Source organism: Streptomyces deccanensis, from assembly GCF_022385335.1.
Taxonomy (GTDB): Bacteria; Actinomycetota; Actinomycetes; order Streptomycetales; family Streptomycetaceae; genus Streptomyces; species Streptomyces deccanensis.
The window spans coordinates 7,892,445-7,907,885 of the sequence record NZ_CP092431.1 but is presented as its reverse complement, the minus strand read 5'-3'; the positions used below and the strand labels follow the sequence as shown (position 1 = coordinate 7,907,885).

Genomic DNA, 15,441 nt, shown 5'->3' with positions numbered 1-15,441 from the left:
TTAACAGAGATCGTCTACCGTGCCGGGACATGGTGAACACGGCACACGAAACGGCACTGGAAACGGCGTACGACACCGCAGGACAGACCCCTGCCGCGAGCCCCTGGTCCGCGGTGGGGGTCTCCGCTTTCGACGAGCTGGTGTACCAGGCGATCCTGCACCAACCCGACGCGGGCGCGGCCGGCTGGGCGCTGCTGACCGGCGCCACCCCGGCCCGGGTCCGCGAGTCCTGCAACCGGCTGCTCGCGCTCGGTCTGCTGCAACCGCCGGACTCCCTGGGCGGGTTACGCGCGGTCGACCCCCGGGTGGCGATCCGCGCGCTGATCCGGCGCCGCGAGACCGAGTCCGAGCTGCTGGCCGCCGCCGCCGAGGACATGGCCACCGCGCACGAGGCCGGACTGCTGCGCGAGGAACCGTCCCGGCTGGTCGAGGTGGTCTCCGGCGAGGGCGCCAACGCGGCCCGGCTGGAAGAGCTGTACGCGCGCGCCGAGCACGAGGTGTGTGTCTTCGACACTCCCCCGTATCTGGCTCCGCGGACCCCGCAGTTGGACCTCCAGTCGGATCTGCTCAGCCGCGGGATCACCTACCGCACGGTGTACGCGGCGACCGCCCTGGAGGACCCGGACGTCCTCCACCACGCCTGGAGGATGGTCGAACTCGGCGAGCAGGCACGGGTGTTGTCCTCGGTACCGGTCAAGTTGCTGGTGGTCGACGGCCGTCGGGCGATGCTGCCGCTGACCTCGTCCGAGGCGGGCGGCTACTGCGCGGCGGTCGTACGGCACTCGGCGGTGACCGAGGCGCTGCAGAAGCTGTTCGACCTGGCCTGGCAGCAGGCGACGCCACTCGGTCAACCGGTCGGTGAAGGTGAACTCTCCGAGGGGGAGCGGACGTTGACCCGGCTGCTGGCGGCCGGGATGAAGGACGAGGCGGTGGCCCGGCATCTCGGGGTGAGCCTGCGGACCCTGCGGCGGCGGGTCAGCGAGCTGCAGGACCGGCTCGGCGCGGCCAGCCGCTTCCAGCTGGGGGCGCGGGCGGCGCAGCGCGGCTGGTTGTAGGGCGCGCGAAGGACCATGTGCGGAGGGCCGCACCCCCGTCGCCGGGGATGCGGCCCTCAACTGCCCTACCTGGCCGCTTACTTGCGGATCAGGCTGCGCAGCACGTACTGCATGATGCCGCCGTTGCGGTAGTAGTCGGCCTCACCGGGGGTGTCGATGCGGACGACCGCGTCGAACTCGACGCCGCTGTCGGTGGTCACCTTGACCGTGCGCGGGGTGGTGCCGTCGTTGAGCTCGGTGACGCCCGTGATGGAGAAGGTCTCCTCGCCGCTCAGACCGAGGGACTGCGCCGAGGCACCCTCCGGGAACTGCAGCGGGAGGACGCCCATGCCGATGAGGTTCGAGCGGTGGATGCGCTCGTAGGACTCGGCGATGACGGCCTTGACGCCGAGGAGGGCCGTGCCCTTGGCCGCCCAGTCACGGGACGAGCCGGAGCCGTATTCCTTGCCGGCCAGGATGACCAGCGGGATGCCCTGCTCGATGTAGTTGCGCGAGGCGTCGTAGATGAAGGAGACCGGACCGCCGTCCTGGGTGAAGTCGCGGGTGTAGCCGCCTTCGGTGCCCGGCGCGATCTGGTTGCGCAGGCGGATGTTGGCGAACGTGCCGCGGATCATGACCTCGTGGTTGCCTCGGCGCGAGCCGTAGCTGTTGAAGTCACGACGCTCGACACCGTGCTCCGTGAGGTACTTGCCTCCGGGGGTGTCGGCCTTGATCGCGCCGGCCGGGGAGATGTGGTCGGTGGTGACCGAGTCGCCCAGCTTGGCGAGGACGCGGGCGCCGGCGATGTCGGAGACCGGGGTGGTCTCCATCGTCATGCCCTCGAAGTACGGGGGCTTGCGGACGTAGGTCGACTGCGGGTCCCACTCGAAGGTGTTGCCCTCGGGGATCGGCAGCGCCTGCCACTGGGCGTCGCCCGCGAAGACGTCCTGGTAGGACTTGTTGAACATGTCCTCGCCGATGGCGTTGGCCACGACGTCGTTGACCTCGGCCTCGGAGGGCCAGATGTCGGACAGGTAGACCGGCTTGCCCTCCTGGTCCGTGCCGAGGGCGTCCTTGGTGATGTCCACCTTCATGGAGCCCGCGATGGCGTACGCGACGACCAGCGGCGGGGAGGCCAGGTAGTTCATCTTGACGTCGGGGTTGATCCGGCCCTCGAAGTTCCGGTTGCCGGAGAGGACCGAGGTGACCGCGAGGTCGTGGTCGTTGACGGCCTTGGAGACCTCCTCCGGCAGCGGGCCGGAGTTGCCGATGCAGGTGGTGCAGCCGTAGCCGACGAGGTTGAAGCCGACCTTGTCGAGGTAGGGGGTGAGCCCGGCCTTGTCGAAGTAGTCGGTGACGACCTTCGAACCCGGGGCGAGGGTGGTCTTGACCCACGGCTTGCGGGTCAGGCCCTTCTCCACGGCCTTCTTCGCGACGAGCGCGGCGGCGACCATGACGTACGGGTTGGAGGTGTTGGTGCAGGAGGTGATGGCCGCGACCGTCACCGCACCGTGGTCGATCTCGTACGTCGAGCCGTCGGGGGCGGTCACGGTGACCGGGTTGGACGGGGCGCCGTTCGGGGCGACGGCCGGGGAGTCGGAGGCGGGGAAGGACTCCTTGCCGGACTCGTCCACGCTGTCGACGTAGTTGAGGACGTCCGTCTTGAACTGCTCGGCGGCGTTCGCGAGGACGATGCGGTCCTGCGGGCGCTTCGGGCCGGCGATGGAGGGGACGACCGTGGAGAGGTCCAGCTCCAGCTTCTCGGAGAAGTCCGGCTCGGCGGCCGGGTCGAGCCAGAGGCCCTGCTCCTTGGCGTACGCCTCGACGAGCGCGAGCTGCTGCTCGGAGCGGCCGGTGAGCTTGAGGTACTTGATGGTCTCGCCGTCGATCGGGAAGACCGCCGCGGTGGAGCCGAACTCCGGCGACATGTTGCCGATGGTGGCGCGGTTGGCGAGGGAGGTGGCGGCCACGCCCTCACCGTAGAACTCGACGAACTTGCCGACGACACCGTGCTTGCGAAGCATCTCGGTGATCGTGAGCACGAGGTCGGTGGCGGTGGTGCCGGGGGTCAGCTCACCGGTCAGCTTGAAGCCGACGACGCGCGGGATGAGCATGGAGACCGGCTGACCGAGCATCGCGGCCTCGGCCTCGATGCCGCCGACGCCCCAGCCGAGGACGCCGAGGCCGTTGACCATGGTGGTGTGCGAGTCGGTGCCGACGAGGGTGTCGGGGTAGGCCTGGCCGTTACGGACCATGACCGTGCGCGCCAGGTGCTCGATGTTCACCTGGTGGACGATGCCGGTGCCGGGGGGTACGACCTTGAAGTCGTCGAAGGCGGTCTGGCCCCAGCGCAGGAACTGGTAGCGCTCCTTGTTGCGGCCGTACTCCAGCTCGACGTTCTGCGCGAAGGCGTCGTTCGTGCCGAACTTGTCGGCGATGACGGAGTGGTCGATGACCAGCTCGGCCGGGGAGAGCGGGTTGACCTTCGCCGGGTCGCCGCCGAGCTCCTTGACGGCCTCACGCATGGTCGCGAGGTCCACGACACAGGGCACGCCCGTGAAGTCCTGCATGATCACACGGGCCGGGGTGAACTGGATCTCCTGGCTGGGCTGGGCCTGCGAGTCCCAGCCGCCGAGGGCACGGATGTGGTCGGCGGTGATGTTCGCGCCGTCCTCCGTGCGGAGCAGGTTCTCCAGCAGGACCTTGAGGCTGTAGGGCAGGCGAGCCGAGCCCTCCACCTTGTCCAGCCGGAAGATCTCGTACGACTCGTCGCCCACCTGCAGCGTGCTGCGGGCGTCGAAGCTGTTCGCCGACACGACAGTCTCCTTCATTCCATGTGCGCGTACCACCGCATCCTGCCGCCACGCCTCCTTGGCCGATCCGCTAAGGTAAGGCTAAGTTAGGTACCCCTTACCGGGGTGGCGGCCGCAGTGCGCCTCGGCAGATATCTCGATGTCGAGATAACAGTAGTACATGGGGGCGGGCTGGTCATGCCCGGCCCGATGTGGCGTGCGCCAATCTCCGGGCGTCCGCCCCGCTCCCCCACGGCCGGGACCGGAAATCCCGCTTGATCCGAACTCCGGCGGATGAATACTGGCTGTCGTCCCCGTTGATGCGGTCCGGTCCGCGTTCGACGTCTTCGCACGGGACCGGGGAGGGCCCGCACGCATGACCATGCACGTCGACCAAGTGGACGTGACCACCGAGATCGTCGAGTCCCTGGTCCGGGAGCAGTTCCCCCGGTGGCGGGGGGAGACGATCCGGCGCGTGGCGTCGACCGGAACGGTCAACGCCATCTTCCGCATCGGTGACGGCCTCTCCGCGCGTCTCCCCCTGCGTCCGACCGATCCCGCCGAGGCGCTGGCGGTTCTGGAGCGGGAAGCCCGGGCGAGCGCGGAGCTGGCACGGGTGTCACGGTTCCCCGTCCCGGAGCCCGTCGCCCTGGGAGAGCCCGGGGCGGGTTACCCCATGCCGTGGTCGGTCCAGACATGGCTGCCGGGCACGGTGGCCTCCGAGGCCGACCCGAGCGGCTCGGACGCTTTCGCCGAGGACCTCGCCGCCTTCATCGCGGCCCTGCGGGCGGCCGGGACAGGGGGCCGGGTCTTCAGCGGCGACAATCGTGGCGGCGTGCTCACCGACCACGACGCGTGGATGGAGAGGTGCTTCGCGGAGAGCGAGGGGCTGCTCGACGTGCCCCGGCTGCGCCGGCTGTGGAGCCGCCTTCGGGAGCTGCCCCGCACGGGCGCCGACGTGATGAGCCACGGTGACCTGATCCCCGGCAACGTACTGGTCGCGGGAGGCCGGCTCAGCGGCGTACTCGACACCGGCGGGTTCGGCCCGGCCGACCCCGCGCTGGATCTGGTCGGCGCCTGGCATCTGCTGCGGACGGGCCCGCGGGAAGTGCTCCGGCGGGCACTGGCCTGTGACGATCTGGAGTGGGAGCGCGGCAAGGCGTGGGCGTTCGAACAGGCGGTGGGGCTCGTCTGGTACTACGTCGAGAGCAATCCGGCGATGAGCGGCCTGGGCCGCCGGACACTCGACCGGATTCAGGGCTCGTCGGACCGCACGAAAAGGCAGAACGGGTGACCCACCGGGTCGAACAGGACCCGCACATCGTCCTGAGGCTGGAAGTCCGCCACGGTCGCCCCCAGGGCGCGGGCGTGGTCGACGGCTGATGGCAGATCGTTCACCTCGATGTCCAGATGCATCATCATCTGCTGCTCGGCCGGCGTCGAAGGCCACCGCGGTCGGGTGAAGAACGGCTCCGTCTGGAACGACAACCCGGCACCGCCGTCGGGCGGGGCGATCTCGACCCACGCCGGGTCGTCCTTCCGCACCTGCCACCCGAGCAGGCCCTGATAGAAGCGCGCCAGCTCGCGAGCGTCCGGCGCGTCGAGCGTGGTCGCGGCCAACGTGAAGCGCGGTGGGGACGTCATGCGGTACTGCTGCCCGGTTTCGCCGCACAGCACCGAAGGCAGCGACGTCATACGCCGAAGGAAGCGACGTCTTATTGCGTTGCGGGGCGAATCCCGGGCTTCCTAGCATGGTTGTTCCTCATGGTCGTTCCCCATGGCCTTTGCCCATGGGCGGGGGACGAGCCCTGTCCGCGGCCGTGCCGACGGATCGGAGATCCCACGCGATGACGTCCCACCTCCACGCGCTCAGCTTCGACGCGAACGACCCCGCCGGCCTCGCGCACTTCTGGGCCGGCGTCCTGGACCGGGAGACCACCGAGGACCCCTACGGAGGCATCGCGCTCGCCCCGGACGACGACACCTCGCTCCGACTGCGCTTCCTGCCCAGCCAGGAGAAGAAGACCGTCCCCAACCAGATGCACTTCGACCTGACCAGCACCTCCCTCGACGACCAGCGGCGGATCGTGGAGCGGGCGCTGGAGCTCGGCGGCCGTCACATCGACATCGGCCAGCTCCCGGAGGAGACGCACGTGGTCCTCGCCGACCCCGAGGGCAACGAGTTCTGCGTGATCGAGCCGGGCAACAACTTCCTGGCCGGCTGCGGGCTCATCGGCGCGCTCGCGAGCGACGGCTCGCAGGAGGTCGGGTACTTCTGGAGCCGGGCGCTGGGCTGGCCCCTGGTCTGGGACCAGGACGAGGAGACGGCGATCCAGTCACCGCACGGCGGCACGAAGATCACCTGGGGTGGTCCCCCGCTGGCCCCGAAGGTCGGGAAGTACCGCCTCCACTTCGACCTCGTCCCGTCCGCCGACAGCGACCAGCAGAGCGAGATCGAGCGGCTCGTCCAGCTCGGCGCGGCCCCCGCCGACATCGGCCAGGGCGCGGTCGGCTGGGCGGTCCTGGTCGACCCCGACGGCCACGAGTTCTGCGTGCTGCCGCCGCGCTGAGGCAATCGCCCCCCGGACAGGCGCAGTTGTCGTACTCGGGGGGATGCGGACCGAAGAGCGGGGTACCCGTCGGGCATCGGGAAATCGGGAAGGAGGCAGACATGCCGCTCACGTTCCGCAAGAGCTTTCAGATCCTGCCGGGTGTGCGACTGAACATCAACAAGCGCTCCTGGTCCATCACCACCGGCGGCCGCAACGGCCCCCGCCACACCCACAGCAGCACGGGGCGTCGTACGACCTCGATGGACCTGCCCGGCCCCTTCGGCTGGCGCCGCACCCGTAACGCGCGGCGGCACTGAGCCGGGCTGACGCCCCATCAGCTGGCATCGGGTGACATCACGTGACATCACCTGAACGGGCCCGTGTCACACCCCTAACAGACCCCCCAAGAGGTGTCATCTCATATCTGAGATAACCTCTCCCTCATGGCAGACGACTACCTCGAACGCATCGGCAAGCTCATCCGTGACGCACGACAGCACCGTGGCTGGACGCAGTCACAGTTGGCGGAGGCGCTCGGTACGAGCCAGAGCGCGGTGAATCGTATCGAGCGCGGCAATCAAAACATCAGCCTTGAGATGATCGCCCGAATCGGTGAAGCGCTCGACAGCGAGATCGTCTCACTGGGCTACGCGGGTCCGATGCATCTGCGGGTGGTCGGCGGGCGTCGACTGTCGGGCGCCATCGACGTGAAGACCAGCAAGAACGCGTGTGTCGCGCTGCTGTGCGCCTCCTTGTTGAACAAGGGGCGCACAGTGCTGCGCAGGGTGGCCCGTATCGAGGAGGTGTACCGCCTTCTGGAGGTGCTCGGCTCCATCGGCGTCCGCACCCGGTGGATCAACGGCGGTGTCGACCTGGAGATCGCGCCGCCGGCCGAGGTGGACCTCGACGCGATCGACGCGGAGGCGGCGCGCCGCACCCGCTCGATCATCATGTTCCTCGGCCCACTGCTGCACCGCATGGACCACTTCAAGCTGCCGTACGCGGGCGGTTGCGACCTCGGGACGCGGACGATCGAGCCGCACATGATCGCGCTGCGCCGGTTCGGCCTCGACATCACGGCCACCGAGGGGCTGTACCACGCCGAGGTGGACCGCTCCGTCACCCCCGGCCGGCCGATCGTGCTGACCGAGCGCGGCGACACGGTGACCGAGAACGCGCTGCTCGCCGCCGCCCGCCATGACGGCGTCACCGTCATCCGCAACGCCTCGTCCAACTACATGGTCCAGGACCTCTGCTTCTTTCTGGAGGCCCTCGGCGTACGGGTGGAGGGCATCGGCACCACCACGCTCACCGTGCACGGTGTGCCGCACATCGACGTGGACGTCGACTACTCGCCCTCCGAGGACCCGGTCGAGGCGATGAGCCTGCTCGCCGCGGCAGTCGTCACCGAGTCCGAACTGACCGTGCGCCGGGTGCCGATCGAGTTCCTGGAGATCGAGCTGGCGGTCCTGGAGGAGATGGGGCTCGACCACGACCGCTCGGCGGAGTACTTCGCCGACAACGGCCGCACCCGCCTGGTGGACCTCACCGTCCGCCCCTCGAAACTCCAGGCCCCCATCGACAAGATCCACCCCATGCCGTTCCCCGGCCTGAACATCGACAACGTCCCGTTCTTCGCGGCCATCGCCGCCGCCGCGCAGGGCCAGACCCTCATCCACGACTGGGTCTACGACAACCGGGCGATCTACCTCACCGACCTCAACCGCCTCGGCGGCCGCCTCCAACTCCTCGACCCGCACCGGGTGTTGGTCGAGGGCCCCACCCGCTGGCGCGCGGCCGAGATGATGTGCCCACCCGCCCTGCGCCCCGCCGTGGTCGTCCTCCTCGCGATGATGGCCGCCGAGGGCACGTCGGTGCTCCGCAACGTCTACGTCATCAACCGCGGCTACGAGGACCTCGCGGAACGCCTCAACACGGTGGGGGCGCAGATCGAGATCTTCCGGGACATCTGATCGGCGCGGTGCCGTGCCCCTGTGAGGCTAGGGGCACGGCACCTCACATCGCCTGCTGACCTGGTCATACCGGTTCCTTGCTGCGTCGGGGGTCGGTTCCGCGGTTGCGTCGGATCGCCCGGGCCACCGGCAGCAGTGCGACGGCGAGGAGGAGCGCGAACAGCGTTCCCGAGATCGGGCGGGTGAGGAAGCCGCCGGGGTTGCCTTCGAAGAGCAGCAGTGAGCGGCGCAGTGAGCTTTCCAGGAGTGATCCGAGGACGAAGGCGAGGACGAGTGGGCCCGGGTCGAATCCGAGCTTCTTCATGAGGTATCCGAGCACGCCGAAGAAGACCACGAGTCCGATGTCGAAGACGCTGTTGTTGACGGTGTAGGCGCCGATGAGGGTGATGAGGACGGTGAGGGGGGCGAGGACGGTCGGGCGTACGCGCAGGATGCGTACGAACAGTCCTACGAGCGGGATGCTCATGATGAGCAGAAGGATGTTCCCGATGTACATCGAGTTCACCACGCCCCAGAACAACTCGGGGTTCTCGGTGACGAGTTGAGGGCCAGGGGTGATGCCCTGGATCAGGAGGGCACCGAAGATGACCGCCATGGTGGCGTTGGCGGGTATGCCGAGGGACAGCAGCGGGATGAACGAGGACGTGGCGGCCGCGTTGTTGGCGGTCTCGGGTGCGGCGACACCTTCGACGGCGCCGCGGCCGAAGCGCTCCGGGGTGCGTGATCGGCGTTTTTCCAGGGCGTAGGCGGCGAGCGAGGCGAGGACCGCGCCGCCACCGGGGAGAATGCCGAGGACGAAGCCGATGACGCCGCCTCTGCCGATCGCGCCGGAGGACTGGCGCAGGTCGGCGCGGCTGGGCCAGACGTTGGCGACCTCGGTGGGTGCGTGAGCTGCGCGGTGGCGTTCTTCCAGGGTGTGGAGGATCTCGCCCAGGCCGAAGAGGCCCATGGCGATGGGGACGAAGTCCAGGCCGTCCGCGAGCGACAGGCTGTCGAAGGTGAACCGTTCGGCGCTGGTGAAGCCGTCTCGGCCGACGGTGGCGAGCAGCAGGCCGAGGGCGGCGGCGATGAGGGCTTTGAGCATGCCGCCGCCCGAGACGGCGGCCACCAGCAGGATGCCGAGCAGCGCCAGCATCGTGTATTCGGGTGGGCCGAAGTCCAGGGCGAATTCGGCGACCAGGGGGGCGACCAGGCTGAGGGCGACGATGGCGAGGGTGCCGCCGACGAAGGAGCCGATGGCGGCGATGCCCAGGGCGGTGCCGGCCTTGCCCTGGCGGGCGAGGGCGTGGCCGTCGAAGACGGTGACGACGGAGGATGCTTCACCGGGCAGGCGCAGCAGTACGGAGGTGATGGTGCCGCCGTACTGGGCTCCGTAGAAGATGCCCGCCAGCATGATGATCGCGGTGACGGGTTCGAGGCCCAGGGTGATCGGAAGCAGAATGGCTATGGTGGCGGCCGGTCCCAGACCGGGCAGGACACCGATCAGCATGCCGATGACGACACCGACAAGGCAGTACAACAGGTTGGTCGGCTCGAGGACGACGCCGAAGCCGTCGAGCACGGGGGACACGTCCAACCATCCTCCCCGAGGTGTGGTGGTGTGCGGTCAGAACAGGTGCGGGATGGTGACCTTCAGCGCGCCGACGAACAGGGCGTAGAACACGCAGGTGGCGCCGAGGCTGACGACGATGGAGGTCCGCAGGCTCTCCCGGCCCAGGATCCGTAGCCAGAAGAAGGCCAGGAGGGCGGTGGGGATCTCGAAGCCGATCACGCCGATGACCGCGACGTAGGCCACCATGGTCCCGACCGCCACGATCACCAGGAGGCTGGTGCGGGTGAACCGCTCGGCGTCGTCCGTGCGCCGGGCAGCGGCGGCCAGGAGCACGCCGAGAACGATCAGTGCCGTGCTCACCAGGGCCGGCCAGGTGCCGGGTCCGGGTTTCGAGGGGCTGCCTGTGCCCAGGCTCAGTGCCCCGGCGAGCGCCGCGCCACCGAGAACCACGACGACCGCGGCCGTGACGAGGTTGGTCACCGGGCCCGCGGGCGGCGGCCGGGTGTCGTCGGAGGGGTCGTCGACGGTCGACGGGTTCTCGGTGGACATGGTCATCCGTTCCCGCTCATGTCGATCTGGTACTCGTCGACGAGGGCCCGGTACTTCTCCAGCGAACCGGTCCACTGCTTGACCAACTCGGCGCCCTCGACCTCGCTGGGTGTGAGGAGTCGCTGCGTGTTGAAGTCCTGGTACTTCTTGTCCTCGAACGCCTTGCGGAACGCCGTCCGCAGCCGGTCGACGACCTTCTTGGGAGTGCCCTTCGGGGCGACGACGGCACGCGACTGCTGCACCGGGACGTCGTAGCCGGCCTCGACCGCGGTGGGGATGTCGGCCATGTACGTGGGCCGCTTCTCCGCGAAGGTGACGAGGGGGGTGATCTTCCCCGCCTCGATCTGGGGCTGGGCCTCACCGAGTTGGATCGAGGCGACGTCGACCTGACCGCCCAGGAGGGCGGTGAGTGTGGGTGCTCCGCCGTCGAACGGCACGGCGGTCGCCTTCACCTTCGCCTGGGAGAACAGCAGCGCCTGGCTGAGGTGGCTGCCCGTGCCGACGCCGGTCGTGCCGTACTTGACCGAGCGGTCGGCGTCGACGATGTCCTTGACCGTCTTGAAACCGGACTTGGGGCCGGCGACCAGGACATAGTCGTCCTGGGAGAGGCCGGTGACGACTTCGTAGTCGTTGATGTCGACGGCTTCGTCGGCGGACACGGCCAAGGGCGTGATGTAGGCAAGCGAGCCCACGAAGAGCATGATGGTGTGGCCGTCGGCCTTGGCACCGGCCAGTTCCTTGGCGGCGACAGCGCCGTTGGCGCCGGGCTTGTTGACGACCGTGATGTTCTCTCCGAGGTCGGCGCCGGCGGGCTCGGCGGCCGCGCGGGCGATGAGGTCGGTGCTGCCGCCGGGGTCCTGACCGACGAGCAGGGTGATGGCTCTGTCCGGGAACGAGCTGTCGTCCTTGGACCCGTCATCTCCGACGTTGCCACCACAGCCGGGCAGCGCGATCACGGCGGCGACCGCGGCGACCGCGGCCATGCGGCGGTGAAGCCGAAGCCTGGTGTGCATGAGCGTCTCCCTCAAGCGAGTTGGGCGGAGATGTGACATGGGTCTCGGTTCCACGGTGTCGCGCAGCCTATGACCGCCCGTCATGCCTGTCCAACTCCGTTAGCGCATGGGGTGATACCTTTTTTGCATGACGTATACCTTGGGGCAACTACGGGGATTCGTCGCCGTCGCCGAGGAACTTCACTTCGGCCGGGCGGCGGCACGACTGCGCATGACCCAGCCGCCGTTGAGCCGTCAGATCCAGAAGCTCGAAGCGGCCGTCGACGTACAGCTCCTCGAGCGGGACAAGCAGCATGTGGCTCTCACGCCGGCCGGTGCGGCGTTCCTGGTCGAGGCCAGGCGCATCCTGGCGATCGCCGAGGCCGCCCCGGACCTGGCCCGCCGCATCCACTCGGGTTCCCGCGGCGTGGTGCGGCTCGGCTTCACCGCCGCGTCGACCTTCGGCACGCTCGGCCGCATCCTCGACCGGCTGGAGCAGAGCCTGCCGGAGGTCCGCATCGAGCTGTTCGAGATGGTGACGCGCGAGCAGATCGACGCCCTCGCCGGCGAGGACATCGACCTCGGGCTCGCCCGCCCGCCGTTCGACTCCGAGCTCTTCGACTCGCGCCTGATCCAGCAGGAGGCGCTGTTGCTCGCGGTGTCCGACGGGCACCGGCTGGCCGGCCTGGACCGGCCCGCTCGCGCCGACGACCTGGCCGGTGAACCGCTGATCTTCCACTCGCAGCGCAAGGCGCGGTACTTCTACGACCTGATGGTCAGCATGGTCCCGCTCGCCCAGGAACGGGTGGTGCACAGCGTGAGCCAGATCCTCACGATGCTGTGGCTGGTCTCCGCCGGGCGGGGTGTCGCCTTCGTGCCCGCCTCCGCCACCTTGCTCGGCATCCCCCATGTCGCTTTCGTCCCGCTGGCCACGCAGGTACCCCGACCGGTGGAGCTGCATCTGTTGTGGCCGCGGCAATCGCGCAATCCCGCCCTCGCGCAGGTGCTGGCCGCGCTCGAGGACCTGGAACCGCGGGAGCACCCGACCGGGCCCGTGGTGTCGCCCCGTACCGGCGAGGAGACTGATACCGAAGCGGCATCACACAATGCGTGAACACTCTTGGACAAGCATCATGGCCGCTCTTACCGTGGCGGCGTGACGCTGACTCCCCCTGCTGGACTCGCCCGTCAATTGACCACCGGCCTGCTCTCCTTCCCTGTGACGCACTTCGACGACCAGGGCGCCTTCGACGAGACCAGGTATCGCGACCATCTCGCATGGCAAGCCGACTTCGACGTCGCCGGACTGTTCGCCGCCGGCGGCACCGGCGAAGGTTTCTCGCTCACCTCGCAGGAGATCGACGCCGTCGTACGCAGCGCCGTCGACGAGGTCGGATCCCGTGTGCCGGTCATCGCCCCGGCCACCGGCGGCACCGCCCAGGCGACCGCGCAAGCCGTCGCCGCGCAGCACGCCGGCGCGGCCGGCATCCTGCTGATGCCGCCCTACCTCACCGAGGCCAGCCAGGCCGGACTCCTCGCGCACATCAGCGCCGTCTGCCGGGCGACCGACCTCGGCGTCATCGTCTACAGCCGGGCCAACGCGGTGCTGGAGGACGACACGGTCGCCGAACTCGCGGAGCGCAACCCCAACCTCATCGGCCTGAAGGACGGCGTCGGCGACATCGAGCGCATGACCCGCACGTACGCCAAGGTCGGCGACCGGCTCATCTACATCGGCGGCCTGCCGACGGCCGAGACCTTCGCCCTGCCCCTGCTGCAGCTGGGCGTGAACACCTACTCCTCGGCGATCTACAACTTCGTCCCGCAGTTCGCCCTGCGGTTCTTCGCGGCGGTCCGCGCCCAGGACAGGGACGCCGTCTACGGGATGATCAACGACTTCCTCATCCCCTACATCGACATCCGCAACCGCGCCCGAGGCTACGCGGTCTCCATCGTCAAAGCGGGCCTCACCGCCGTCGGGCGCGACGGCGGGCGGGTCAGACCGCCGCTGACCGACCTGACCGGCGAGGAACGCGAGGAACTCGCCGCGCTGATCGCCAAGATCGATCGACCGTCATGACCGCGAACCGCAGGCAGTACGGCGGAGCCGCTGCCGCGGATGCCGGCGCACCCCGTTCGATTCCGCGGCGGCGGCCGGCGCCGCGATCGCGGCGGTGAGGCCGGCCAGGACGGTCAGCGGGAGCAGTGTCCGGGTGGTGCCGTGGAGACATGTGCTCACGTTCCGTCAGGGATGGGGCTGGTGGATGCCGCGCAGGTGGTGGGCGCGGGCCAGGAGGAGGTAGCTGCTCGCGGTCCAGGTGTAGGCGCGGTCGCGCAGGCCGGTGCCGGTGAGGGCGTCGAAGTTCTCGGCGAATCCGTGGGTCTCGCACAGGGCGCGGAAGCGGGCGCTGATGTCGTCCGCGAGGCGTTCGTGGCCGGCGCGGCGCAGGCCGTCCTCGACGAGGACGGTGGCGGGGGCCCAGATCGGGCCGCGCCAGTAGCCGTCGGCCAAGTAGTGCGGAGACGTGGGCAGTTCGGTGGCGAGGCCGTACGGGGTCAGGTGGGCCTTGATGTGGTCGGCGAGCGCGCCGGCGACCTCGGCGGGCAGGTGCTCGCCCAGCGCGATGGGCATCAGGTCGAGGAGGCCGGCGCTGCTCCAGGTGTCCCCGGTGCGGGCCGAGCGGGCGACGAACCTCTCCCCGGTCCAGAGCTGGTCGAGCAGCGCGGTCCGGATCTCCTCGGCCGTCCGCGTCCACCGTACGGCCTCGTCCTGCTTACCCAACTCCCGTGCCAGGGAGGCGAGTTCGTGGAGCTGGAGGACGAGGAAGGCCGCGAGGTCGGCGGTGACGACCACCCGCTCGGGGTCGAAGGTGGTGGCGTTGTCCCAGCCGCTGTCGTTGCCGTGCTGGTAGTGCGGCAGGGCGGCGCCGGGGACGCGCCGGGCGGTGAGCCAGAAGTCGGTCCAGCGCTCCAGACGCTCGTACGTGAGGGCGAGTTCGGCCCGGTCGGGAGGTGTCGGCAGGGTGCGGCGCAGATGGCCGAAGGCCCAGCCGTGGATGGGCGGTTTGACGAAGTTGTACAGCACCTCGGAGTGGGTGACCGAGTCCGGCAGCGCGCCGCTCTCGTCCTGGTGGTCGAAGGGCAGGTGGAACTGGTCCCAGGCCAGCCCCGGCGAACCCTCGGCCAGGGCAAGGGCGTTGAAGCAGTGGTCCCAGCTCCAGACCTTGTCCATCCAGTGCTTGGACATCAGCACACCCGGCCGGGTGACCAGGCCCTTCGCGGCCACGGTCGCCGACCAGACGACGTAGGCGGCGAGTTCGGCGGCCGGGGTGGCGTCCGAGCGCCAGGGGGCCACGGCGTCGACGAAGTCCGCGAAGGCGGCGCGCGCGGCGGCCACGACGGCGTCGAAGGGCGCCGAGGACACGTAGGGGGCACGGGCGGTGTCGTACTCCTCGATCGCGATCTCCCAGCCGCCGTCCCCCCTCCCGGACACGGTGACGCCTCGGTCGGCGCCGCCCAGGGCCTGGTCCCCCCCATCCGTGTCGGCGAGGACGCCGGACAGCAGGGTGACGCGGTAGCGGCGGCCGGTCTCGTACGAGGTGAACACGTGCGCGTCCGCCGCCGGGTCGTGGAAGAAGTACGTGCCGCTGAACGGGGTCAGGGTCCGCGCGGCTGCGAGGACGGCGAAGTCCGGGCCGCTGCCCCGCAGGCGTACGGTGTCCGGTCGCTCGTAGGCGAGTTCGACCCGTCCGCTCCCGGCGGTCCAGGTGAGCAGGCCCGGTGTGGCCTCGACGCGGGTCTCGGCCCGCGCGCCCGTCGCCGGGTCGAGGGGGAGCAGGCGCAGCACGCCGTGCATGCCGTTCTGGTGCGAGACGAGGTGGAGATCCTCGGCGTAGGTCTTCTCCGCGACGACGGGGGAGATGTCGAACCAGGATCCGTGCGCGCTGAACGGGATGTCGTGGACGGAGAAGGCCGGGCCGGATCGGGCGGCGGTCAT

At 69.5% G+C, this 15,441-nt stretch carries 13 protein-coding genes; 7 read left to right on the top strand and 6 right to left on the bottom strand.

Annotated features, from left to right (window positions below):
* The first annotated feature begins 29 nt into the window (after nucleotides 1-29).
* Entirely contained in the window at nucleotides 30-1,055 is a 1,026-nt protein-coding gene (locus tag L3078_RS35040; protein WP_239757937.1) for a helix-turn-helix transcriptional regulator, read from the top strand.
* 77 nt (nucleotides 1,056-1,132) lie between these two features.
* On the opposite strand, the gene acnA is transcribed toward L3078_RS35040, so the two are convergent.
* Entirely contained in the window at nucleotides 1,133-3,850 is a 2,718-nt protein-coding gene (gene acnA, locus L3078_RS35035; protein ID WP_275593192.1) for an aconitate hydratase AcnA, read from the bottom strand.
* Nucleotides 3,851-4,202: 352 nt separating this feature from the next.
* On the opposite strand from acnA, the gene L3078_RS35030 reads away from it, so the two are divergent.
* The gene (locus L3078_RS35030; RefSeq protein WP_239757935.1) at nucleotides 4,203-5,120 is read left to right on the top strand and encodes an aminoglycoside phosphotransferase family protein; all 918 of its coding nucleotides are present in this window, start codon (nucleotides 4,203-4,205) and stop codon (nucleotides 5,118-5,120) included.
* Here L3078_RS35030 and L3078_RS35025 read toward each other — a convergent pair.
* A complete protein-coding gene (locus tag L3078_RS35025) occupies nucleotides 5,081-5,521 on the bottom strand; it encodes a VOC family protein (protein WP_239757934.1) in 441 nt (146 codons plus the stop codon). The genes L3078_RS35030 and L3078_RS35025 overlap by 40 nt on opposite strands.
* Before the next feature lie 152 nt (nucleotides 5,522-5,673).
* Between L3078_RS35025 and L3078_RS35020 the strand changes: the two genes are divergently transcribed.
* The 3 genes from L3078_RS35020 to L3078_RS35010 all read left to right on the top strand — a co-directional run bounded on the left by L3078_RS35020 (nucleotide 5,674) and on the right by L3078_RS35010 (nucleotide 8,351).
* A complete protein-coding gene (locus L3078_RS35020) occupies nucleotides 5,674-6,396 on the top strand; it encodes a VOC family protein (RefSeq protein WP_239757933.1) in 723 nt (240 codons plus the stop codon).
* Between the two features lie 101 nt (nucleotides 6,397-6,497).
* Nucleotides 6,498-6,695 (top strand): DUF4236 domain-containing protein, encoded by a 198-nt coding sequence (locus L3078_RS35015; RefSeq protein WP_239757932.1) that lies wholly within the window; start codon nucleotides 6,498-6,500, stop codon nucleotides 6,693-6,695.
* Nucleotides 6,696-6,821: 126 nt separating this feature from the next.
* Nucleotides 6,822-8,351 (top strand): helix-turn-helix domain-containing protein, encoded by a 1,530-nt coding sequence (locus tag L3078_RS35010; RefSeq protein ID WP_239757931.1) that lies wholly within the window; start codon nucleotides 6,822-6,824, stop codon nucleotides 8,349-8,351.
* Nucleotides 8,352-8,415: 64 nt separating this feature from the next.
* Here L3078_RS35010 and L3078_RS35005 read toward each other — a convergent pair whose 3' ends face one another.
* Genes L3078_RS35005 through L3078_RS34995 form a run of 3 tightly spaced genes read right to left on the bottom strand, consistent with a single transcriptional unit; the run spans nucleotide 8,416 to nucleotide 11,465 of the window.
* On the bottom strand, nucleotides 8,416-9,921 hold the full coding sequence (locus L3078_RS35005; protein ID WP_239760581.1) for a tripartite tricarboxylate transporter permease: 1,506 nt from the start codon (nucleotides 9,919-9,921) through the stop codon (nucleotides 8,416-8,418).
* A gap of 36 nt (nucleotides 9,922-9,957) precedes the next feature.
* Nucleotides 9,958-10,458 carry a tripartite tricarboxylate transporter TctB family protein gene (locus tag L3078_RS35000; RefSeq protein WP_239757930.1) on the bottom strand — a complete coding sequence of 167 codons (501 nt, stop codon included), beginning with the start codon at nucleotides 10,456-10,458 and terminating at the stop codon, nucleotides 9,958-9,960.
* A complete protein-coding gene (locus L3078_RS34995; protein WP_239757929.1) occupies nucleotides 10,455-11,465 on the bottom strand; it encodes a tripartite tricarboxylate transporter substrate binding protein in 1,011 nt (336 codons plus the stop codon). The genes L3078_RS35000 and L3078_RS34995 overlap by 4 nt, the downstream gene beginning before the upstream one ends.
* Nucleotides 11,466-11,592: 127 nt before the next feature.
* Here L3078_RS34995 and L3078_RS34990 point away from each other — a divergent pair, with 127 nt between their 5' ends.
* Nucleotides 11,593-12,558, top strand: a complete 966-nt coding sequence (locus L3078_RS34990) for a LysR family transcriptional regulator (protein WP_239757928.1) — start codon at nucleotides 11,593-11,595, stop codon at nucleotides 12,556-12,558.
* A gap of 42 nt (nucleotides 12,559-12,600) precedes the next feature.
* Nucleotides 12,601-13,524, top strand: a complete 924-nt coding sequence (kdgD, locus tag L3078_RS34985; protein WP_239757927.1) for a 5-dehydro-4-deoxyglucarate dehydratase — start codon at nucleotides 12,601-12,603, stop codon at nucleotides 13,522-13,524.
* 165 nt (nucleotides 13,525-13,689) lie between these two features.
* On the opposite strand, the gene L3078_RS34980 is transcribed toward kdgD, so the two are convergent.
* On the bottom strand, nucleotides 13,690-15,441 hold the full coding sequence (locus L3078_RS34980; protein ID WP_239757926.1) for an MGH1-like glycoside hydrolase domain-containing protein: 1,752 nt from the start codon (nucleotides 15,439-15,441) through the stop codon (nucleotides 13,690-13,692).